Source organism: Chloroflexus sp. MS-G (assembly GCF_000735195.1).
GTDB lineage: Bacteria > Chloroflexota > Chloroflexia > Chloroflexales > Chloroflexaceae > Chloroflexus.
In genome coordinates, this window is record NZ_JPIM01000023.1 from 26,590 (window position 1) to 48,229 (window position 21,640).

Here is a 21,640-nt window from a genome sequence, read left to right on the forward strand (position 1 = left end):
TCCTCTGTCAACATTGCCTGAAAAACTTTGCAAGGCTCTCTTGACCAGTGGGGGTCACGCAAGGTTCCGCTGGTTCGTTCAACACGAATACCATGCCTTCGGTTACAATTGAGAGGGAGGGTAGTGATCGGGTATGGGAGGTGTTGTGACCGTTGATCTTGTGCGCGGCATGCGTGATGTGTTACCGGCAGAATACACGCTGAGCCGACGTATTCAGACGATATTAGAACGGACGATGTCCGCTTACGGTTTTCAGATGCTCGATACACCGATTATTGAGCATCGAGAACTCTATCTCCGTAAATTGGGTGAAGATTTGGTTGGTAAGGTCTACGAGTTTAGCTTTGGTGGGCGCGATCTGGCGTTGCGACCGGAGTGGACGGCGTCGGTGCTGCGGGCATATGTGGCTGGGATGCAGGATCAGCCGTTACCCTTGCGTCTAAGCTACGCTGGGCCGGTGTTTCGCTATGAACGTCCACAACGCCACACCTATCGTCAGTTCACGCAGGTAGGTGGCGAGATTATTGGTGGGCTGCCACCACGTGCCGATGCCGAGGTGATCGCACTGGCTTGCGCAGGACTGGCTGCGGTAGGCGTAACCGATTACACAGTGCGGATCGGTCACATCGGTCTGGCACGTGAGTTGCTGAGCCGTTTCAATCTGCCTGAACGTACCCGTGGATTATTGATTTGGAGTCTCGAACGGTTGCGCGCTGAAGGAATAACACCGGTGCGCGAACGGGTGCTGGCGAACCTTGGGACACCGCCAGAGGGTCTTGAGTTACCGGTTGGGATCAATGACGAAGAGGCAGTCATCTGGCTTGAGCGAGTGCTGGCAGCAATGCAGATCGATCTCCGTACTGGTACCAGAAGCCCCTCAGAGGTCATACAACGCTTGCTCCGCACATTACGACGTGCTGATGAGCAACCACTGGTTGACGCGGCCCTCGATCAATTAGTACGCCTGGCGGCAATCGGCGGTGCACCCGCCCAGGCAATGCCGCAATTAGCCGATCTGCTCGGTGTCGAGTCGGTGGCGTTTCGTGAGTTACAGGCCATTCTTGAACTGTTAGAATCGCATGCGGTACCTTCCGCTTGTATTACCATCGATGGTGCGCTTGGCCGTGGTCTCCACTACTATACCGGCTTGATATTTGAGATTTATGATCGAGAAGGGAGTCAGCTCTGTGGCGGAGGGCGATACGACGATCTAGTAGGAGCGCTGGGTGGGCGGCAGCCAACTCCGGCGGTTGGTTTTGCCTACGGGCTAGAACGAGTAATGGCAGCCGCCGCTATTGAAGCCGATGAGGTGCCCCAGACCGTATTGGTCGCAGCCGTCCATGACGATGATTATCCGTATGCGTTGCGGGTTGCCAGACGGCTTCGCGCTAGAGGCTATACGGTGGTGCTCGACGTACGGGGACGTAGCGTGAAAGATAATCTACGCGATGCCACACGCCGTCATTTTACGGCCGCTGTTATCGTAGGGGCCGACGAACGGGCGGGGGAGTACATCGTCTGGCGCGATCTGGCGACGCGAACCGAACAGCGGATTCCCTTTGCCGCGTTAGGAGGAGACCTATGAGTTCTCTACCGTGCTGGGGGCGCGCTACAGAGTTGTTATTCGCGCAACAACAACAGATCGTTACTCGTACTCCGGTCTGTTGGCTGCCATGGGCGACCTATACGACGTATGGGAATCACTTGCCCTTTGGCACGCCTGGGTTTATCACGACAGCGATTGTTGAACGGGCTGCTCAGCGCGTGGGTGGGGTGGTGTATCCTGTCTTGTGGCGTGATCTCGATCTTGACATAAACCTGTTTCGCCAGATGCTCACGGCACGGTTGACCACGGTTGCCGGTCAAGCGTTTCAGATTGCCGTCGTTGTGGGTCGCTCGGAAAATACCACCGACGACCTGTCCATCATAGAAGTTGCAGAGTCAGCTCAACATCAGCATCGTATCCTCGTGCTGGCTGTTTCCCCGTTCGAGCTGGTTGACGAGCAGATGCAGGATCACGGTGCACTCTGGGAAACGTCGTTGATGCTGGCAATTCGCCCCGATTTAGTCGATGTGAACCAAATCGCAGACCACGATGGGCAAGATGTCCGTCATGTCGCCAGCCCATCGCTTGGCCAACAGGCATTGCATCTGGCCGGTGAACGGCTTGCTGTTGCGGTACGTGATCTTTTGGAACGTCGTGATACGTCAGTCATTGCTGCGCTCTATCAGCAGCGTCGTGTGCGCTATACTTCACAACTGCTATGACACTTCGTTTTGCAATCCCTTCAAAAGGCTCTGGTTACGATGCAACAATTGCCTTGCTTGAGAGCTGTGGTTTGCGAGTGACACGGGCCAATCCACGCCAGTATACGGCGGTGTTACGCGGGCTTCCTGATACCGAGGTCTTGCTGCATCGGCCGGCGGACATTGTATTGAAGGTGGCCGAGGGGGCAATCGATCTCGGTGTAACCGGTCACGACCTCTTACATGAACTCCGTGGTGACGATGATGATGTGTTGATCGTGATTGACGATCTCGGTTTCTGGCGGGTAGAACTGGTCTTTGCCGTCCCGCAGAGCTGGATTGATGTAACCTCGTGGGCCGATCTGGCCGATCTGGCGGTAGAGTTTCAGTCACGCGGTCGCCGATTACGGATTGCTACCAAATATCCCAACACAGTACGACGTTTTTGCTATGCGCATGGTATCAATGTCTTTGAGCTGGTTGAATCGCAAGGGGCGACCGAAGCTGCGCCTGGCCTTGGCTATGCCGATATTATTGCCGACATTACTGAAACAGGTACTGCCATTCGCGAGAATCAATTGAAGATCGTCGGTGGGCCGTTGCTCCGTTCGCAGGCGGTACTCATCGGTTCCCGGCGTACACTGCGCGGGAACCCTTCCCGGCTCGAGCTGGTGCGTCAACTTTGTGAATTGATCGAAGCGCGCCGACGTGGGCGTCTCTTCTACTCGCTGACTGCCAATCTCCCCGGTACCTCGGTCGAAGAGGTCGGGCGTAAGGTCACGGCTCGTCATGAACTGGCCGGTTTGCAGGGGCCAACGATTGCACCGGTCTGGAGTAAGTTTGCCAGTGATAGCGGCTGGTACGCTGTGAACGTCGTAGTGCCGCAAGAGGAGTTACTACCGGCTATCGATTATCTGCGGAGCATCGGGGCGAGCAGTGTGACAACAGTGCAGGTACAACACGTCTTTCGGGCACAGAGTGAGGCGTTTGCGCGACTCTGCGCACGTCTCGGTGAGGAGTAGGTATGAGCCAGTATAGTGCAGCTGGCGTTGATATTGCCGCCGCAACACGAGCTAAAGAGTTAATGGCAGCCGCAGTGCGTAGTACGCATGGGCCAGCAGTATTAGCCGGAATGGGTGCGTTTGGTGGTTGTTTTGATGCGGCTCTGGCGCTGGCCGGAATACAAGCGCCGGTGTTGGTGAGTAGTACCGATGGTGTTGGCACCAAGACCCTGGTGGCTGCCGCCGTAGGTCGCTATGATACAGTGGGGCAAGATCTGGTTCATCACGCGGTGAACGATATTCTGGTGCAGGGTGCACGTCCGCTTTTCTTCCTCGACTATATCGCCGTTGCAAAACTCGATCCGGTACAGGTGGCGGCAATTGTAGCCGGTGTTGCTGAGGGGTGCCGGGCTACCGGCTGTGCGTTGATCGGTGGCGAAACAGCCGAAATGCCCGATGTCTATGCACCGGGCGCCTTCGATCTGGCCGGTACGATTGTTGGCGTGGTCGAGCGGTCGGCAATGTTACCGCGTACCGATATTATCGCTGGTGATGCCATCGTAGCCCTTCCGAGTACCGGTTTGCACACTAATGGCTATTCGCTTGCGCGACGGCTCGTGAAGCACCATTTTGCGACCGAAGGTTATGCGGCGCGTCCGGCTATTCTCGGTGGGCAAACAATCGGTGAAGCGTTGTTAGCTGTTCATCGTTGTTACCTGTCTGAAGTGAATGCATTGCGCGCCGTGGTGCCGGTAAAGGCGCTGTGCCACATTACCGGTGGTGGCATTTACGATAATCTGCCACGGGTACTCCCTGACGGGCTGGGGGCCGAGATTGTGCGGGGAAGCTGGTCTATTCCGCCAATTTGCCAGTTGCTGGTTGAACTTGGGCGCCTTGACGAACAGGAAGCGTTTCATGCCCTCAATATGGGGCTAGGCATGCTGGTGATTGTACCTGCCGAGTCGGCGAGCCAGGCACTGGCGACTATCCCGGAAGCACGCCTGGTTGGCCGGGTAGCGACAGAACCGGCTGTCCGGCTGGTCGATGTGTAAAGGAGACGATTATGGAACTGGGCGCTGTAATCGCTGAAGGTAAGACCAAAATCGTGTATGCGCATCCATCCGACCCCGATCTGGCAATTTTATACCATAAAGATGGCATCACTGCTGGCGATGGTGCGCGTCGGAGCATCATTGAAGGAAAGGGAGCATTGGCCGGACAAACAACAGCTAATGTGTTTCGATTGCTTAACCGGGCCGGAATTGCGACACACTTTGTCGATGCGCCTGAACCGACATTGACCATCGTTCGTCGGTGTACAATGATCCCCCTTGAAGTGGTGATGCGGCGCTTACCGGCAGGTTCGTATTTGCGTCGTCATCCTGAAGCTGCCGGCCAACGCTTCGATCCACCATTGATCGAGTTCTTCTTGAAAGATGATGCCCGCCACGATCCCCAAATCTCACCCCAAGAGATCACGTCACAGGGCATTGCTTCGCCTGCTGAAGTAGAGCAGATGATTCATACCGGGCGTGAAGTCTTCTTGACGCTGGAAGCGGCATGGCAACGGCTTGACGTCACCCTGGTCGATCTCAAAATTGAATTTGGGCGGACTACCCAGGGGAGTCTGGTGGTGGCTGATGTGATTGATAACGACTCATGGCGTATCTGGCCTGGTGGCGACCCTGAACGCATGCTCGATAAGCAGGTCTACCGTAATGCGCAGATTGTGGATGATGCGCTCCTTGCCGATGTGCGTGCGCGTTATGCGTTGGTGACCGAGCTAACCGGTCGTTGGTGAGCCGTAACTGATCACAGTTTAGAGGGTATTGCCGGTTAGGAGTGAGTGGGACGATCGCGGTTCAATTCTGTCGCACGCTCCCCCTTCCTCACGAAGGGGGAGCGTCGCATTTGGGACGCTGAGAGCGAGGTTCAACCCTGTTACACGCCTGTCTTTCCACTCCACCGGCGGGTGAGAGTCGTTCACCGATATGGATCGTTCTTTCGCGTCACTTCGTCGTATCTCCCCTTCCTCTTCCACAATGGAAGATGAGAAGGGGGCTAGGGGGAAGGTGAGGGCGCTAGACGTGCCGGATGAGACGTGTGCTGGCTCCTACGCAAGTGCCTGGGTACGCGGTTGGAACCCATCGGTTAGCGCTTCCATACCCTATCGCGGGCGGGTTGGGCACAATCTCTGCACACAGCAACTGCTACGGTATCGCGGTCGGCATGAGCGTCGGCACCGGAATCCGTATCGGATCGAGCAAGAGTGGTGGTGTCGGGGTAACGACGGGGGTCGGTACTACCGTGCTACCAGGGAGGCTGATAACCTGGCTTACCAATACGATCAACACCAGTGAGGCAATAATGAGCGCAATGAGCTGAGGACGAAGACGGAATTGACGGCTTAGCTCCTGAATCCGGCGCGTCGGTACACCGGCATTCGTAGCGATTGGTGCAAAGCGCGGCCGACGTTGCTGTGGTATCGTCGTGCGAATAGTTCGCACTGCTTCAGGAGGTGCTGGCGCCACCGGTGGTTCGCCGAGGCGAAAGAGTTGTTCGCCACCCGGCGCCAGATAAAGCTGGGGTGCTCCCCAGGCTTCCTGTGCACCGGCTAGCGCCGCTCGCCCGAGGGTAACAGCAAGATCAACCGGTTCGCCACTCGCCAGGGCCTGATAACAGGCCACACTCCAGCGTGCCTGCGCCGCAGCGCCGAGTTCGGGAAGCACGACTACAGCACGACCGTCGTGCTCGTGCAATCCGCTGGCGAAACTGGTACAAACTGAAAACGGACTACCAGCAACCGTTAGCAAACGCAAATCTTCGATCCCAACCAGCAATTCAGCAAGCTCACCAGCGGTCACTGCTCGTCCTAAACGCATACGTGCTGACTGACGGGGTGGTTGTTCAAACTCACCGATCAGATAGAGAATATGGCGCGGCTCGGCAGCCAGTTCGGCAACAATCTCATCGGCAGTTGCTTCACGCAATCGGTCAACAATGAACCGACCAGAACGCACCGGCTCAACCAGCGCCTCGCCCAAGGCGTCGGCAACCGCCTCGTAGCCACGCGCTACAGCAATCAACAGACGCAGCGGCCCTGCCACCCGACGCGGAGGTAATGGACGCGGCGAACGTGCGCTAACACGCACCAGCGTGTAATCATCACGAATTGCAGGCTGCCAATGCTGATCACCTCTACTCAGTGAAAGCCACTCCCACGGCAAAACTACCAGCTCAGGTGCCTCAATTTCGAGTCGTAGTTGCATCCGGGCTTTGTGATCGATAGCTTCACGGGCGGTTTCGATCAATAACTGCCGTAGGGGAGGCGGCAACAACAATTCTCCCAATTCACTGCCGGCTATTGCCGGTGTTTCCGACACCACTGGCGGGGGCATCACTGCTTCAGCCCTACGACCACCGCAGGTTGCCCGAAGTGGATAGCCCTGCGGAGTGCGTGTTGCAATCTGAATATGAAATGGTATGACAATCTCTTGCATGCCAATATGCAGATATAGACGCTTTGTCTCTGAATATAACACGCCTGACCGCGACTGTCTACCGCATATTGTCGTGTCGTTCAGGGATTTTCGGCGTTTTCCTTCTACCCAACAATAGTGTAGGGGCGGGTTCCCACCTCACGTAATGGGGTATGGAATCGCCAACCGCGCAAAACGCGAACAATGTAACCTTTACTAAATTTCTTATGGTATGATTACGGTCAGATCAAGGTGTTTCGTTTGGGGAGTTACCGGCACGGAACCCGTTTGAGGCATGGCAAGGGCGAGATATGCCCTTAGAAAGGACATCGCGATGACCGTGCCACTTGATGCAGCCTATGCCGATCAACTCGATGCTGCTGATGATTTAGCGGGGTTTCGGCAGGCGTTTGTGCATAAAGAGCCAGAACTGATCTATCTCGATGGCAACTCCCTGGGTCGCTTACCGAGAGCTGCTATCGATATGGTCACCGATCTAGTACAGCGGCAGTGGGGGGAACGGCTAATCCGTGGTTGGAACGAGGGTTGGTTTGATTTACCCGAACGGATCGGGGCCAAAATCGCACGTCTGATCGGTGCTGCTCCCGATGAGGTGATCGTTGCCGATAGTACCTCGGTGAATCTGTTTAAGCTGGTAGTAGCTGCACTCCGCGCCCGTCCTGGTCGAGTGCGCATCGTGAGTGACGACCTCAATTTTCCCTCCGATCTTTACATCTTGCAAGGAGTGGCCGATCTGTTAAATGCAGGGCACGAAATTGCGCTGGCTTATTCAGCCGATGGCATTCATGGCCCGGTTGAGGCGATACTCGGTCTACTCGATCATAGCACGGCTTTGCTGACGCTATCGCACGTAACCTTCAAGAGTGGCTTTCTCTACGATATGAAGGCGCTTACTGCTGCTGCGCACGCTGTTGGCGCCCTGACCTTGTGGGATCTCAGCCATTCCGTAGGTGTGGTGCCGATTGATCTCAACGGCAGCGCTGTCGATCTGGCAGTTGGCTGTTGCTATAAATATCTGAATGGCGGACCGGGCGCACCGGCCTTCTTGTATATCCGGCGTGATTTGCAAGATCGGTTGGTGAACTCTATTGCCGGCTGGATGGGTCAGCAGAATATGTTTGATTTTGACCTTACCTATACCCCTGCATCCGGCTTACGCCGTTTTTTGACCGGTACACCGCCAGTGGTGTCGCTAGCGTTGATTGAGCCAGGGGTTGATCTGGTATTGGCGGCTGGGATTGAACGCTTACGTGCCAAATCGATAGCGCAAACAGAATATCTGATCGGCTTGTGGCAACAGCGGCTGGCACCGCTAGGGTATACGCTAAACTCGCCACGAGACCCGGCACGCCGTGGTTCACATATTTCACTCGGTCATCCGGCGGGGTTGGGTATTGATCTGGCGCTCATTAATGAACTGAATGTTCTGCCTGATTTTCGTGCTCCCGACAACATCCGGCTCGGTATTGCACCACTTTATACCAGCTTTCGTGATCTGCACACCGCCGTTGAACGATTGGCGCAAGCAGTCATTGAAAAGCGTTATCTGAAGTATCAGGCTAACCGTCCGACTGTTACGTGATTATTGTGCCTGTGCACGTTGCTGCAACCGTTCACGATCACGTATAACGATCTGTCCTCGGCCACTCCTGATCAAGCCATCGTCACTGAAATCGGCCAGAATACGACTGACCACCTCGCGGGATGTCCCCAGTTCGGCAGCAATGTGTTGATGAGTGGCGTAGAGAACAGGAGGTTCGCCGGCAGCATGTTGTAACAGAAATTCGGCCAGCCGTACATCGACCCGCCGAAAGGCGATTTCGTCAACGATAGCCATCACGGTCGCTAACCGCTGTGAGAGTAATTGAAAGACGTAATCGCGCCATTCACCATAGCGGTTGATCCAGTCGCGAAATGTGAACTGGTCGATCACGAAAGCGGTGGTGTCTTTTTCCACGACGGCAATGGCCGGAAACTGTCGTGCACTTAAGACACAGCTCGTGGTTAGAATGCAGCTCTCGCCGCGACCGAAGCGGTAGAGCGTGATTTCTCGCCCCGTTTCACCGATTTTGAACACACGCACAGTACCGCTGCTGAGCACAGCAAATACACTACACTCATCGCCTTCTGAAAAAATAGTCGTACCGGCTGGGAGATGAAGAAGCGTCGCTTGGGTGGCAAAATCGCGCCCAATCGGTGTTGTCGGATCGTTGAGAAAGGGCAGTATTTCACCGGCGATACGCAGCTCTTGCGGTTTGAGCATACCCTACCCCGTCTCACAATGGCTGTGTCTGTAAAACGCAGGATGTAGTTGCGAATTCATATCACTCCTTCTGTTCGAGCAGCATCGCAATCCGTTCGGCCAGCAACCGTAGGCGCACTGGCTTGGCGAGATAATCGTCAGCACCGGCTGCCAGACACCGCTCGCGATCACCCGGCATCACCAGGGCAGTCAAGACAAGGATCGGGATACGACGAGTGGTCGGTTGAGCACGTAAATGTCGCATAACCTCGATCCCGTCCATTGTGCGCAGGCGAACATCGAGCAGCACCAGACACGGAAGTTCACCCTGTACGTAGGCCAGCGCCTCTTCACCTGATTCGACATGGACAACCTGATAGCCGCAGCGATTCAGGTATTGGGCAAAGAGGGTTGCACTCGCTCGATCATCTTCGACTAGCAAAATAGGACGATCACCAGCCAACGGCGAGGCTGTTGGCACCTCTGTCGCATACGCTTCCTCAGCTTCGCGCTGACTGGTGAGTTGCTCGAGAAAGGATTGCTGCTCTTGTGGTTCCCACGGCAACGTCACGTGGAAGCGGCTGCCAATACCTGGCTCACTTTCGAGACCGACACTCCCGCCGTGAAGCCGGGTTAGTTTGGCAACGAGTGCCAGACCAAGCCCACTGCCGGTTACTTCTTTTTGCCGTTCGCTCTCGATTTGTTGGAATGGCTCAAATAGACGAGCAGCATCTTCTGCTGAAATACCAATACCTGTGTCCCAGACTGTAAATCGCACTGCACCAACTTCAGGTTCACCGCGTACTTCCAGTCCTACCTGCCCTCCAGCAGGCGTGAACTTGATCGCATTTGAGAGCAGATTGATCAGAATCTGACGCAAACGACGGGCATCGGCCAGAATAACCTTTACACTCGGATCAATGTCGTAAACGAGCTTTAGCTTAGCCCGATGTGCCATATCGGCCACCATGGATCGTAAGGACTGACAAACATCTTGCACCGAGACCGGTCCTAGGTCTAGCTCAAGACGCCCAGCTTCAATCTTGGCAATATCGAGATAATCATTGATCAACGAGAGCAGGTGTTGTCCGCCTTGTTTGATGCCATTGATGGCGCTCATTTGCTGATCGCTGAGCGGTCCGACTAGTTGAGCTTGTAAAACATCAATCAAGCCAAGAATGGCAGTGAGCGGTGTCCGAATTTCGTGGCTCATACTGGCCAGAAATTCATCTTTGATCTTTGTTGCCTTGAGTAAGCCAGCATTCACACGGGCCAATTCAACATTCTGTCGTTGGAGACGATCTTTCAAGAGTTGCAATTCATTTCGCTGCTGCGATCGTAGTTGTTCGACGATACTGCGTTGCGTAGTATCGGTAATGATCTGGATCAGGCCGGTAATTGTCCCTCGATCATCAGTGAGTGGGATGGTCAAAAGGTCGAGGTAAAGTAGAGAACCATCGGGTAACTGACGGTTGATCAGCGGTAACTGAAGGCGATCACGCTCACCTTTGAGGATTTCAGCCAATGCGGTTTCATTGCCAAACAGTTCTGGTAGCAGATCGGTGAGCATAACGCCAATCGGCGGTATACCGCCTACCAAGGCCAGCATCCCACCCGCGCCCTGGATGCGCAGGTCGGGATCGACGATCAGATACGCACTGCGGGTCTCGCACAAAACCTGTTGTTCAACCGATAACGACATTGTCAAAGCTCCTCGCTTAGGGTTGGGGGAATGGCGTGACAATGGCTGGCGGGATTGGCCGTACCAAACCAACCCACTGCGATGGTACCCAGCCGATAAGTTGTACCGCCTGTTGATCGATTCGCACATCAACGCGCACTTGATACCAGTCTCCATATTGAGCGAGCACGATGACCGGTGCATTACGCGGCGCAACGATGAAGCTCCGCTCACTCCTTTCGTCAGGTGCGCTATACAGAAACACATTTCCCGTCATGACACCGTCGTATGGTATTGGCGTTGCCGTTGGTGTTGGTGTAATCGTTGGTGTCGGTGTACTTGTCGGAGTTGGTGTTCGGGTAGGCGTTGCCGTTGGCGTTGGGGTAGCAGTTGGTGTCGCGGTCGGGGTGGCCGTGGCCGTTGCGGTTGGTGTCGCGGTCGGGGTGGCTGTAGCCGTTGCGGTTGGTGTCGCGGTCGGCGCAAACAGTACTGCCATGCGCGCTTCGACACTCATCACCCACCAGCCGCACATAAAAAGTGGCGACAGGGCAATCAGAAATAGGATCACCAGAATTGCGCGTTGCAGAAAGGTATTAGTCGGTCGAGAACGTTTGTCCTGTCCAGAAGATAACGAAATTCGTTGCCGTATCAGCGCTTCAGCTTCACGAATCAATGTTTCGTCGTCGCCTGCAAAGTTGCGCAGCCGTTCGTAGCGCCCTTCATGAATCGCCACCAGCGTTTGCCGTAACTGTTCGCGAAACCCGGCTGGCTCAACGCCACTAATAACGGTGGCGAGGTACGCTGCACTGCCGCTAGCAATCACGATCTGGCGTGACTCATAACTGATCGCTCCCAGTTCATCACCTTCGCCAAGCGCATCACGGGCAAAATCCCGAATCGCGGTCAGCATCCCACTGACCAGATCGCGGTCAGCGGCGGGGATGCCAGGTGCAGCAAGATGGCAGATCAGAATACCAGAGTCGCGTTGAATCAGGAAGACCTCTTGCACCGAGAAGGGCAGTTGACGGCGAAGCGCATACTCACCCGCAGAAATTCCCTGGGCTCGCGCTTTCCAATATCCTGGATCAAGCATCAGGAGGGGACCACTGCGAATGCGCGAGTCAATCTGTGAAGCCAAATCGCGGATTGCTTCGGTAGCAGCGCGGGCGATCATAGCGCCGATCACCGGATAAAGCGCGTCGATTATATCTTCACGCGCCTGGTACACCTGCTGACGAATCGCTTCACCGATGGCTGGCGCAAGAGCACGGGCGATCTCATCTTTAGACGTGTGAATCTGCTCGGCCAGAATGTCAGCAATGACCGGACTGATCTTATCGACCAGCGCTTCTGGTTTTAAAAGCACACGTCGTAGCTCTTCAATCGCCTGACTCGACGGCGGTTCAGTGGTCATAGTCTGCTATGAATCATCTTTCGTTGCAGAAAGGCCATCGAGCAAACCGGCAACCGTGCTTCCAGTCTCGAGTCGGGTAGCAATTTCGATCAGCATACTGGCCAATGCCTTGCGGTCAGTCTTCTGATTATCGAGACGATCAGCTATCCGGCGCAACTCGGTACGCAGGGCATCTTCAGTATTACGCAGCTCGCGACGGAGCGACTGCGTTCGTTGTTCAAGCAGATCACGTGTCTCGGCCAGTCCGGCACGCCCGGAGCGAATTTCCAGGTCATGATGGTTTTGTACTCGTCGCAATTCACTGACCCCTTCACCAAGACTGTTGATTGCTGCTTCATGTTGCCGACTTTGGGATGCGATCTGTTGCAAAAGAGCCTCACGAGCGCGTTGACGTTCAATCTCGCGGCGTAGGTCGTCGTTCAGGCGGCGTGTCTCAACATCAAGTGCATCGAAGCGACGCTGCATCGTCTTTTCAACTTCACCCAGGCGGTCTTGCAACTGGCGCACGTCTTCAGTTAGATGTTCGATCTGGCGCCGGAGATCGCTAAACGTCCGTGCATATTCCTCCATCTGCGGGCCAAAGAGTATCTCGCGCAGGCGATCAACTTCCGCCTGGCGTGGTTGGCGAGCACTCGATCCGAGAATAATCTGCCGTACTCGCTCAAGCTCTTCAGCTTCCTGTGGGCTGTTAATGCCGTTCGCTTCGTTGGTCATACACGCCCCCTTTGCTGTCTGATCTGCTGTCCTAAGCTCTGGAAAGCCTCGCTCACTCCTTGACCGGTACGGGCGCTGGTAGCGTGCCAGGCAGCTTTCAGTGTAGCGGCAAAACTGGCAATCTCTTCGTCGTCGATCCGTCGTTGGTTGGTGAGATCGATTTTGTTGGCGGCAATAACCAGTGGAGTATCAGGACTGGCTTGGTGAAAGGCGGTAGCGTATTCGCGTAATGCAGGCAATGTGTCAGGGCGCGTGACATCACAGACCAGGAGTGCACCAGCCGCACCGCGATAATAATTCTGGACGATCTGATCGAGTTTCTCGCCCCCGGCGGTGTCCCAGATGATCAGATCGATGTCAGTCTGATCGATCTGTAACGTGTGGCGACTGATCTTTACGCCAAGCGTACTGAGATACCGCTCATCGAAGATACCTTCAACAAAGCGGCGGACGAGACTGGTCTTGCCGACGGAGAACTCGCCGAGCAGGCAAATTTTGGCAACAAGTCGAGACACGGCAATGAACTGATGTGTATGCCATCTTTGCAGGGCAATATCTTCACTCTTGCGCTTAGTATACCATAAGTTGTGCGACCAAATTGTATTTAGTATACCATAAGTTGCCCGACCGAATAGCAGTTTGTTTTGCGGTAACGCAGATGGTTCACAATCTTTTCTAATCCTTGACTGTCCGATAAAAGGTCTTCTTTTCAACAGTGATCACAGGAAACGTAACGAGTTTTGATTTTTGCGAAATAAAAGGGGACATTTCACTAAGTAAAAATTGATCATTCAAAACAACTACAGCATGGAAACGGAAAAAGCTTATGTTCAACTCCGAACGCATTCGTATTCGCGGTGATAATACCTGCATTTTAGTCATTTCCCGATGCTTTCTAGCGTTGTAGCGCAATAATCGTCTCGATATGCGGTGTTTGCGGAAAGAGATCAATAGGTTGCACGAGTGTTATCTGGTAACCAGCCGTAAGTAATGGCATCAAGTCACGCCCGATCAGGCCTGGATGGCACGAAATGTAAATGATTCTTGCTGGAGCATGCGCAATGATCGCCGAAATAAGGGCTGGATGGCACCCACGACGGGGTGGATCGAGAATTGCAGCCTGAAACGGGCCTGGTAGATTGGCAACCGTCCGCTCGGCAACACCGGCGATGAAGTGAACGTTCTGAATCTGGTTGTCTCGTGCACTCTGACGACCATCATGCACAGCCGGTTCATGCGCTTCAACCGCGATCACTTCATCGTAGAATCTGGCCAGAGGCAGTGCAAAACTGCCAACACCGCTGTAGGCATCGAGTAAACGACCGCCGTGAGGCGCCAGCGCGGTTTGTACTATAGCCACCATCCGTTCAGCCTGCGCGTGATTGACCTGAAAAAAGCTGTTGAGGCTTAGCCGAAAGACAACATCACCAAGTTCATCGTAAATGTGCGCCGTTCCCAGCAGTGGCTCGTCATTGAGCGTGATGCCGGCCAGGCCAGGAGTTGATGCCATCCAGCTTGTAGCCAATCGCACCAGCGCCGGGTAGTCGGCAGGCAACGTAGGTGATAGGCGAGCCGCAGCATAACCGTAAGCGGCGCTCGCTCGCAGTGTGACTTCGTTGATCAAACCGGCAAACGATAACTGGCGCAGGCCCGCCAGTGCTTCTCTCAGTACCGGCAGCAGCAAGGGGTCGTCTGCCAGATCAACCACCGTCTTTGTGCCCGTAGCGTGATAGCCAAGCGCAGAACCGTCAACGTGGAGACGAGCACTGTTGCGGTAGCCCCAGGGTTGCGGTGCGGCAATGACCGGTTGGACCGGAACTGCAATATTCGGTAGAAACTTACGTATCTGTTCGGCAACAATTGCGCCCTTCAAACGTACCTGGGCCGGATAGTCAATATGTTGCCATGGCACATGATCGCCAGGGCTGACCCGAGGCGCTATCCGTTCGGGTGCTGCACGCAGGATTTCGCTGACAGTAGCGCGCAGGAAGCGGGTATGACGTTCGTAAACATTGGCTCGTACCCGTTCTCCCGGTATGGCTCCGCTTACGAAGACAACTAGCTCCTCTAACCGCCCAACGCCGTCGCCGCCCTGAGCGATCCCCTCAATCTCAAGTTCGATAGTCTCGGTCATACAAATCTCTGTCGCGTAAGATGTCGGCATTTCCATTCCGAATCCACGATAGCTCCTATGTGGTAGTTTTGGGAAATTATAACTGCCTCTACACTGGTGAAGATAGGCGAGGGAAAAAACCTTGAAAAGGTCGAATCCGCTCGCACTGATAATACCAAATGTCATACGAAGCATGCTTGTCAGGTTTGTTATATCTGTCGGAAATAAAATTCATAGATCTGTACATCTCGATACAAAGTTCCGGCAAGAGGTTATGGTATACTACTCTCTAAACAAATGCACAACGTGATGCGATTGGGCCATGCTGCCGAGACTTTACTCATGTTGGGAAGTGTTGTAAAACATCATGGCTGTTACAGACAGCCTTCCCGGTATCCGCTACTCATCACTGGTATGTAACCTGATGGGAGGATTGTAAAGGTGAACGATTCCATCGCGATTGAACTCCGTAATGTTGTCAAACGGTTTGGCGACGTGGTTGCAGTCGATCACGTGAATTTACAAATTCGTGACGGCGAGTTTTTTTCGTTGTTAGGACCGAGCGGTTGTGGTAAGACATCAACGTTGCGCATGATCGCCGGTTTTGAGTTACCAACCGCAGGAAGTATCCTCATTCATGGGCGAGAGATGGGGATCACGCCACCACATTTGCGGCCGGTTAACACTGTCTTTCAGTCGTATGCCCTCTTTCCCCACATGACAGTAGCGCAAAATATTGCGTTTGGCTTGGAGATGAAAAAAACGCCGAAGGCTGAAATTGCCCAACGAGTGAAAGAGGCCCTTGATCTAGTACGGTTAAGTGGGCTGGAAGAACGCCGTCCCCGTCAGCTCTCCGGCGGTCAACAACAGCGGGTCGCCCTGGCCCGTGCACTCGTAAACCATCCTGAAGTGTTGTTGCTCGATGAGCCACTGGGTGCGCTCGACCAGAAATTACGCAAAGAGATGCAGCTCGAACTGAAGAGCCTACAGGCGCGGGTGGGGATCACCTTCGTATTCGTAACCCACGATCAGGAAGAGGCATTGACGATGTCGGATCGGATTGCGGTTATGAATAAGGGGAAGGTCTTACAGGTTGGAACGCCAACGGAAATCTACGAGCGTCCCAACTGTCGCTTCGTTGCCGATTTTATCGGCGAGACCAATTTCATCGATGGGCTGGTGATTGGGCGCGACGGGAACTATACCGTCATAGAGACGCCGGATGGGTTGCGTTTTCGTGGGCTGGCTACTCGGCCGTTGAGTGATGGCACAGCAGTAACCTATTCAATCCGCCCGGAAAAGGTGCGCTTGCTGGCAGCCAATGGTGAGGTGCCGATCGATGGCTTAGCCGGTACGGTGCTGACCGTTAACTATATTGGGAGTGACACGCGCATTACCGTTCGGATCAATGACCGTCGTACTATTGATGTGTGGGAACAGAATACCCGTTCGACACTTGACCGTGATGAGTACTGGCAACCGGGTGAACCGGCCGTCGTTGTCTGCCCGCCTGACAATGCGCTGGTACTGAGTGAATAGGGAGGGAGCGATGGCAATGCTTCAACAGCAGCAGCAACGTCGTGATCGCATACGGCTGATGTTGTTACTGACGCCTGGTTTGCTCTGGCTGGTGCTCTTTTTCGCCTTGCCGTTGGTGATTATTGTTATCTACAGCTTTATGACGAACGACGCTTTAGGTCGTGTAGTCTACCAGCCAACGCTCGATAACTATATTACGATCTTTACTCAGAGCCTGTACATCAATGCCTACTGGCGGTCGATCTGGACGAGTGTCTTGACTACAGTGATCTGCTTGTTGCTCGGCTACCCGCTCGCACTCTTCATCGCTCGTAGTCCGCAGCAATGGCGCATGCCACTGCTTATGCTCATACTAATTCCATTCTGGACAAATTTTCTGGTGCGGATTTACGCCTGGCAGATCATTCTGGCAAATAACGGTCTGCTTAACGGTCTGTTAGAGTTTATTGGTATCGGTCGTTTGTCGTTGATTAATAACGAGGGAGCAACACTGATCGGCCTGATCTACGGCGAGTTACCGTTTATGGTCTTGCCGCTCTACGCGGCTATTGACCGTTTTGATTTTACCCTGATGGAGGCAGCAGCCGATCTGGGCGCCAGCAGGGTGCAGGCTTTTCTGCGGATTATGCTCCCGATGACAATGCCAGGAGTTGTTGCTGGCTCGGTGTTGGTCTTTATTCCTACGCTCGGTCAGTTTGTGGTCTCAGAACTGCTGGGTGGGGCAAAGGTTGACTATCTTGGGAATCTGATTCAGCGCCTCTTCCTGCGTGCCAATCCGATCAACTGGCCACTTGGATCGGCAATGGCTGTATTAATGATGATCGTCTTGCTGGTGTTGATTATGTTGTACTTCCGCGCCACCACGGAGGAAGAACGATGATTAAGACGGCATCTGCTTCAACAACACTGGCCCGCGCACGAGGGGCGTTTGCTGAAGGTCGGTTGACCTGGAGTGGGTTGGCGCTAACGGTCTTCTCGATCCTGATCTATCTGTTTCTGTATGCGCCAATCGTCATTCTGGTGATTTTTTCGTTCACCCGCGATGAATTTGGTGTTCGTTGGACAGGCTTTACCTTGGATTGGTACATTCGCCTGTTTAACAACCCCCGTATGATGGGCGCCGCCTGGAATACACTGGTTGTTGCCAGTGTGTCAACAGTAGTCTCAACAATTATCGGAACCCTGCTAGCTATGGCGATGGAGCGGTACCGTTTTCGCGGGCGTGGTGCGATGGAAGGGTTGATCTATTTACCAATCGTAGTCCCCGAGATCGTCATGGCTGTTGCGCTGCTGGCATTCTCGGCGATTGCGTTCGATGTGATCAAGCTGGTCACCGGTGAAACACTGCGCCGTAATCTTGCAACCGTCACTATCGGCCACATTGCATTTAGCATCTCTTTCGTCGTGGTGGTTGTTCGCACCAGTCTTAAGAACTTTGATCGGCGGTTGGAAGAAGCTGCTGCCGATCTCGGCGCCGATAGCTGGAATATCTTCTGGCGAATTACGTTTCCATTGATTTTACCAGGTATCATTGGTGGCGCCTTGTTAGCCTTTACACTTTCTCTGGATGATTTCATTATTTCGTTGTTTCTCTCTGGGCCAGGTACATCACTGTTACCGGTAGAAGTGTACAATCGGGTGCGACGTGCGGTAACGCCGGAAATTAACGCGATCTCAACCCTGATGCTGCTCTTGTCGATGGTGCTGGTCGCACTGTCACAACTATTGCAGCGACGTCGATAGTCAGGAATCGCAGTAGCGAGGGAGGTCAAAATGCAGATGCTCCGAAGCGTGTTGCTGGTAATGCTGCTGGTACTAACCGCGTGTGGCGGCGGTGGTGCTGCAACCAGCCCAGGGAACGAGTACGGTACTGGCGGGAGCGACAGTGGAGCAACCACGACCGATGGGGTTGATCGCAGTAAGCTCGCGAGTAAGCTCTACTTCTACAATTGGTCGGATTACATCGACCCTGCTATTCTCGAACAATTCAAAGCTGAATACGGGGTCGAAGTGGTCGTTGATACTTACGATAGTAACGAGGATATGCTGGCGAAGATACGTGCTGGCAATTCAGGATACGATATTGTCGTACCTTCTGACTATGCGGTGCAGATTATGATCGCCGAAGGGCTGGCTGTACCAATTGATAAGTCACTCCTCTCGAATATAGTCCATCTCGATCCGAATCTGCTCGATCAATACTTCGATAAAGGCAATGTCTATTCAGTTCCGTATATGTACGGTATCACCGGTATTGCCTACAACACGAAGTTCTTCCCGAATGGGATTGATAGCTGGGCGGCTATTTTTGAACCCGACCAGATCGCCCAATTTGCCGGAAAGTTTAGTATGCTCGATGACGCTCGGGAAACGCCGGGCGCTGCTCTGCGCTATATCGGTCAATCCCTCAACTCAACTGATCCGGCAGCATTGGCACGGGTGAAAGAGATTCTGTTGGCGCAGAAGCCATACCTTGCCGCTTACAACAGTTCTGACGTCAATCGCAAGCTAGCCAGTGAAGAGTATGTGATGGCTCATGCCTGGAGCGGTACGGCAATGCAGGCGCGCAATGGGCTAGGCGATGAGTTCAGTGGTAATCCGAACATTGCCTTCGTGATTCCGAAAGAGGGTGGTATGATCTGGATGGATAATCTTGTTATCCTGAAAGACTCTCCCAATGCCTATACTGCTCATGTCTTTCTCAACTTTCTGATGCGCCCAGCGGTCTCTGCTCAGAATACTGAATACATCGGTTATCTGACTCCTAACAAAGATGCACTTGAATTAATCTCGCCGGAAGTGCGTGAGCTATACGCGCAGGGATTTGCACCCGACGAAGCGATGTATCAGCGTCTCGAATGGGCAGTGCGCAATGAGGGCACAACGGCCTTCGATGATCTGTGGACGGAGATCAAGAGCAGGTAGCGACGACACCCGTGAGTACTATGTCGGAGCGCATCCGTGCGCTCCGACAATCCCCATATTAGATCATCACGTCTGGGGATCAGGGTGCGTCCTGTTCATCCAGTTGCCTGCCGCCGTTTCAATTCGTAGCGAATCAGACCGGCTACACTCATTTGGGTCCAGCTTCGCGCAACGACTCCGGCTGGTCCGTCTTCCGGGTAGGAAACCCAACGAGCCGCCAGTGCTGCTACATCAGGATCGCCATCCGCCAATGCCCGATTGACCAGTTCAACCAGCTCCTCAAGACGTTCAGCGGCCCGATCAAGCTGATAGGTCACGTCATCGTGAGGCCCGTAGTGCGTAAGATAAATCCGGGGGAGATCGAGAGCGCGTAACCTGGCAATGGTCGTGCGATGCGCTTCAAGATCATAGGTGGGTACCGGTGTAACCGGGAAAGCTAGGCCCCAGCGATCCATTGCCAATCCGGCGGCATCACCGATGAACAAACCGCCGCTCTTGTGGTCGAGGTAGGAAAGGTGATCGGGCGAATGGCCGGGCGTTGCAATAGCCGTCAGGACAACATCACGCCCTAAATCCAGGTAAAGCTGTTCGGCAGGTCGGATACGTTCAGCGGGAATAGGGAGTAGTTCACCGTGTAGCGGCCAGGCTTCCTCTCCAACTGCTCGCCGCACGCTGGCCATCAGTTTAGTCGGATTCACCAGATGTTCGGCTACACTGCTGTTGATGTAGACAAACGCATTTGGCAATGCCGCTGCCAGATGTCCTGAACCACCTGCGTGATCCATGTGGATGTGGGTACAGAGAATGTGTCGAACGGCGGCGCGGTCGATGCCCAGCGCGTCCAACCCGGCCAGTGTTTGCGGTACGGTCAGTGCCGTACCAGTTTCGATCAGAGCGATCTCCTCACCAGTTACGACGTAGGTCACACCGACGCCGGGTAGCCCTAGCAATTCATGGTCAATGGCCCAAATGTGACTATCGACTGCAAAAATCTCCATCCTTCTCCCTCGCTGGCTGAAATGAAGACAATCCGAGACGATTTCCTACTTCACGACAGGTAAAGCAGAGTCGCCAGGTTGTCAGAGCGTCACCTAATTTCGCCGACGTCGCCGACGCCTGACATCATTGCCAGCTTTCGCGGACGAATCCGGTGGTGCAGTTTTCGCTGGCGGGGTCGGCGTGGTGGCCCTCGGTGGCTGAGACGGTGCTGGTTTGGCCGCCTTATTGACGGTAGTCGCTGTTTCTTTGTCTTGCTGATCACCCTGGCGACGGCCACGCGGCTTTGGTGTTGTCTTCGGCTCTGAAACCCGCTTTGATTCTACAGCGGGCGGTAACACAGGAGTAGGTAACACATGAGGAGATGGTGGTAGCTGAGGTAAATCATCGTCTTCCAGCAGACTCAGATCATCATTCCAATCAAAAGTATCAATCTCATCACGGAGCAGGCGCTGCTCACCACGTTCGGGCTTCAAGGTCGAAGCGGGTGTAATCCCTTCAGCAGCACGGGCACGGGCCAACGCAACCACCTGCTCGGTGGCAATCGTGATTTGCGGGATGTCGTAGGTTTCAATCATTCCACTGCTAGCCAGTTGTACCAACACCTGCTGTTTCAGCACATGTTGACCAATGACCTCACCCGGCCCATCTGGGGTCATGACCCATGTCCCGCGCTTGGGTAACTGGGCGCGCATTTCGATATACTGCTCATGCTCGTAGGAAAGGCAACAAAGCAGGCGTCCACAGACACCGCTAATCTTGCTCGGATTGAGTGGCAGGTCTTGATCTTTCGCCATCTTGATTGTGACCCGTGCGTAATCGGGTAAGAAAGCGGTGCAGCAGAGAATACGACCGCATGGTCCGATGCCACCAAGCATTTTGGCTTCATCACGTGGCCCGATCTGGCGTAATTCAATACGGGTCTTGAACATGCGTGCCAGATCACGCACTAATTGGCGAAAATCGACGCGCTGATCGGCGGTAAAGTAGAAGGTCAGGCGTGAGCCGTCAAACGAGTATTCGGCCTTTACCAGCTTCATTGGCAAGCCGTGCTCTTTCACCTTTTCGGCGCAGCGGGCCAGGGCCTCAGCGTGATACTGTTGCAGTTCGGCCATCCGTGCCAGATCGCTTAGCTCGGCTCGCCGCACTACTGGCTTCAGTTCACCGATGATTTCTTCATTACTGACTTCGCGGCGCTCAAAAGCTACTTTAGCCAGTTCCTGTCCTCGTACTGTTTCGACTATCACTTGATCGCCGACGTGTAGATC

The 21,640-nt window shown here is 54.2% G+C and carries 19 protein-coding genes; 10 read left to right on the forward strand and 9 right to left on the reverse strand.

The window, feature by feature from the left end; translation table 11 throughout:
* Nucleotides 1-145 precede the first annotated feature (145 nt).
* Genes hisZ through JE47_RS0106185 form a run of 5 tightly spaced genes read left to right on the forward strand, consistent with a single transcriptional unit; the run spans nt 146 to nt 5,049 of the window.
* Nucleotides 146-1,585, forward strand: coding sequence for an ATP phosphoribosyltransferase regulatory subunit (gene hisZ, locus JE47_RS0106165; RefSeq protein WP_330216970.1), 1,440 nt, complete (start codon nt 146-148; stop codon nt 1,583-1,585).
* The gene (locus tag JE47_RS0106170; protein WP_031458918.1) at nt 1,582-2,268 is read left to right on the forward strand and encodes a creatininase family protein; all 687 of its coding nucleotides are present in this window, start codon (nt 1,582-1,584) and stop codon (nt 2,266-2,268) included. Before hisZ ends, JE47_RS0106170 begins: the two co-directional genes overlap by 4 nt.
* Nucleotides 2,265-3,269 carry an ATP phosphoribosyltransferase gene (gene hisG / locus JE47_RS0106175; RefSeq protein WP_031458919.1) on the forward strand — a complete coding sequence of 335 codons (1,005 nt, stop codon included), beginning with the start codon at nt 2,265-2,267 and terminating at the stop codon, nt 3,267-3,269. Before JE47_RS0106170 ends, hisG begins: the two co-directional genes overlap by 4 nt.
* 2 nt (nt 3,270-3,271) lie before the next feature.
* The gene (purM, locus tag JE47_RS0106180; protein WP_031458920.1) at nt 3,272-4,300 is read left to right on the forward strand and encodes a phosphoribosylformylglycinamidine cyclo-ligase; all 1,029 of its coding nucleotides are present in this window, start codon (nt 3,272-3,274) and stop codon (nt 4,298-4,300) included.
* 11 nt (nt 4,301-4,311) lie between these two features.
* On the forward strand, nt 4,312-5,049 hold the full coding sequence (locus JE47_RS0106185) for a phosphoribosylaminoimidazolesuccinocarboxamide synthase (RefSeq protein ID WP_031458921.1): 738 nt from the start codon (nt 4,312-4,314) through the stop codon (nt 5,047-5,049).
* 409 nt (nt 5,050-5,458) lie between these two features.
* Here the strand turns inward: JE47_RS0106185 and JE47_RS0106190 are convergent, their stop codons facing one another.
* Nucleotides 5,459-6,748: a hypothetical protein gene (locus JE47_RS0106190; RefSeq protein WP_031458922.1), complete on the reverse strand. Its 1,290-nt coding sequence runs from the start codon at nt 6,746-6,748 to the stop codon at nt 5,459-5,461.
* Nucleotides 6,749-7,061: 313 nt separating this feature from the next.
* On the opposite strand from JE47_RS0106190, the gene kynU reads away from it, so the two are divergent.
* The gene (kynU, locus tag JE47_RS0106195; RefSeq protein ID WP_031458923.1) at nt 7,062-8,330 is read left to right on the forward strand and encodes a kynureninase; all 1,269 of its coding nucleotides are present in this window, start codon (nt 7,062-7,064) and stop codon (nt 8,328-8,330) included.
* Here kynU and JE47_RS0106200 read toward each other — a convergent pair whose 3' ends face one another.
* The 6 genes from JE47_RS0106200 to rlmD all read right to left on the reverse strand — a co-directional run bounded on the left by JE47_RS0106200 (nt 8,331) and on the right by rlmD (nt 14,933).
* A complete protein-coding gene (locus tag JE47_RS0106200) occupies nt 8,331-9,011 on the reverse strand; it encodes a Crp/Fnr family transcriptional regulator (RefSeq protein ID WP_031458924.1) in 681 nt (226 codons plus the stop codon).
* Between the two features lie 61 nt (nt 9,012-9,072).
* Nucleotides 9,073-10,692, reverse strand: a complete 1,620-nt coding sequence (locus JE47_RS0106205; protein WP_031458925.1) for an ATP-binding response regulator — start codon at nt 10,690-10,692, stop codon at nt 9,073-9,075.
* 16 nt (nt 10,693-10,708) lie between these two features.
* Nucleotides 10,709-12,085, reverse strand: coding sequence for an SH3 domain-containing protein (locus tag JE47_RS0106210; RefSeq protein WP_031458926.1), 1,377 nt, complete (start codon nt 12,083-12,085; stop codon nt 10,709-10,711).
* A gap of 6 nt (nt 12,086-12,091) precedes the next feature.
* Nucleotides 12,092-12,799, reverse strand: a complete 708-nt coding sequence (locus JE47_RS0106215) for a hypothetical protein (RefSeq protein ID WP_031458927.1) — start codon at nt 12,797-12,799, stop codon at nt 12,092-12,094.
* Entirely contained in the window at nt 12,796-13,314 is a 519-nt protein-coding gene (locus JE47_RS0106220; protein WP_031458928.1) for a Rab family GTPase, read from the reverse strand. Before JE47_RS0106220 ends, JE47_RS0106215 begins: the two co-directional genes overlap by 4 nt.
* A 380-nt stretch (nt 13,315-13,694) precedes the next feature.
* Entirely contained in the window at nt 13,695-14,933 is a 1,239-nt protein-coding gene (rlmD, locus tag JE47_RS0106225) for a 23S rRNA (uracil(1939)-C(5))-methyltransferase RlmD (RefSeq protein WP_031458929.1), read from the reverse strand.
* Between the two features lie 420 nt (nt 14,934-15,353).
* On the opposite strand from rlmD, the gene JE47_RS0106230 reads away from it, so the two are divergent.
* From JE47_RS0106230 to JE47_RS0106245, 4 genes are read left to right on the forward strand one after another with little or no spacing between them, the layout of a single operon-like run.
* A complete protein-coding gene (locus JE47_RS0106230; RefSeq protein ID WP_031458930.1) occupies nt 15,354-16,451 on the forward strand; it encodes an ABC transporter ATP-binding protein in 1,098 nt (365 codons plus the stop codon).
* Nucleotides 16,452-16,461: 10 nt separating this feature from the next.
* Complete coding sequence (locus JE47_RS0106235; RefSeq protein WP_031458931.1) at nt 16,462-17,331, forward strand: ABC transporter permease; 870 nt, start codon at nt 16,462-16,464, stop codon at nt 17,329-17,331.
* Nucleotides 17,328-18,194, forward strand: a complete 867-nt coding sequence (locus JE47_RS0106240; RefSeq protein WP_031458932.1) for an ABC transporter permease — start codon at nt 17,328-17,330, stop codon at nt 18,192-18,194. The genes JE47_RS0106235 and JE47_RS0106240 overlap by 4 nt, the downstream gene beginning before the upstream one ends.
* Nucleotides 18,195-18,224: 30 nt before the next feature.
* Nucleotides 18,225-19,376 carry a polyamine ABC transporter substrate-binding protein gene (locus tag JE47_RS0106245; protein WP_031458933.1) on the forward strand — a complete coding sequence of 384 codons (1,152 nt, stop codon included), beginning with the start codon at nt 18,225-18,227 and terminating at the stop codon, nt 19,374-19,376.
* 95 nt (nt 19,377-19,471) lie between these two features.
* Here JE47_RS0106245 and JE47_RS0106250 read toward each other — a convergent pair whose 3' ends face one another.
* On the reverse strand, nt 19,472-20,374 hold the full coding sequence (locus JE47_RS0106250; RefSeq protein WP_031458934.1) for an MBL fold metallo-hydrolase: 903 nt from the start codon (nt 20,372-20,374) through the stop codon (nt 19,472-19,474).
* Nucleotides 20,375-20,467: 93 nt separating this feature from the next.
* Nucleotides 20,468-21,640 (reverse strand): PSP1 domain-containing protein (ricT, locus tag JE47_RS20390; RefSeq protein ID WP_035419092.1); only part of this gene is annotated, 1,173 nt, incomplete at its 5' end.

Excerpts from the sequence above, each read along its gene's own strand:
- JE47_RS0106170 (WP_031458918.1), top strand. The coding sequence starts at position 1,582 with ATGAGTTCTCTACCGTGCTGGGGGCGCGCTACAGAGTTGTTATTCGCG.
- hisG (WP_031458919.1), top strand. The coding sequence starts at position 2,265 with ATGACACTTCGTTTTGCAATCCCTTCAAAAGGCTCTGGTTACGATGCA.
- purM (WP_031458920.1), top strand. The coding sequence starts at position 3,272 with ATGAGCCAGTATAGTGCAGCTGGCGTTGATATTGCCGCCGCAACACGA.
- JE47_RS0106185 (WP_031458921.1), top strand. The coding sequence starts at position 4,312 with ATGGAACTGGGCGCTGTAATCGCTGAAGGTAAGACCAAAATCGTGTAT.
- JE47_RS0106190 (WP_031458922.1), bottom strand. The coding sequence starts at position 6,748 with ATGCAAGAGATTGTCATACCATTTCATATTCAGATTGCAACACGCACT.
- kynU (WP_031458923.1), top strand. The coding sequence starts at position 7,062 with ATGACCGTGCCACTTGATGCAGCCTATGCCGATCAACTCGATGCTGCT.
- JE47_RS0106200 (WP_031458924.1), bottom strand. The coding sequence starts at position 9,011 with ATGCTCAAACCGCAAGAGCTGCGTATCGCCGGTGAAATACTGCCCTTT.
- JE47_RS0106205 (WP_031458925.1), bottom strand. The coding sequence starts at position 10,692 with ATGTCGTTATCGGTTGAACAACAGGTTTTGTGCGAGACCCGCAGTGCG.
- JE47_RS0106210 (WP_031458926.1), bottom strand. The coding sequence starts at position 12,085 with ATGACCACTGAACCGCCGTCGAGTCAGGCGATTGAAGAGCTACGACGT.
- JE47_RS0106215 (WP_031458927.1), bottom strand. The coding sequence starts at position 12,799 with ATGACCAACGAAGCGAACGGCATTAACAGCCCACAGGAAGCTGAAGAG.
- rlmD (WP_031458929.1), bottom strand. The coding sequence starts at position 14,933 with ATGACCGAGACTATCGAACTTGAGATTGAGGGGATCGCTCAGGGCGGC.
- JE47_RS0106235 (WP_031458931.1), top strand. The coding sequence starts at position 16,462 with ATGGCAATGCTTCAACAGCAGCAGCAACGTCGTGATCGCATACGGCTG.
- JE47_RS0106240 (WP_031458932.1), top strand. The coding sequence starts at position 17,328 with ATGATTAAGACGGCATCTGCTTCAACAACACTGGCCCGCGCACGAGGG.
- JE47_RS0106245 (WP_031458933.1), top strand. The coding sequence starts at position 18,225 with ATGCAGATGCTCCGAAGCGTGTTGCTGGTAATGCTGCTGGTACTAACC.
- JE47_RS0106250 (WP_031458934.1), bottom strand. The coding sequence starts at position 20,374 with ATGGAGATTTTTGCAGTCGATAGTCACATTTGGGCCATTGACCATGAA.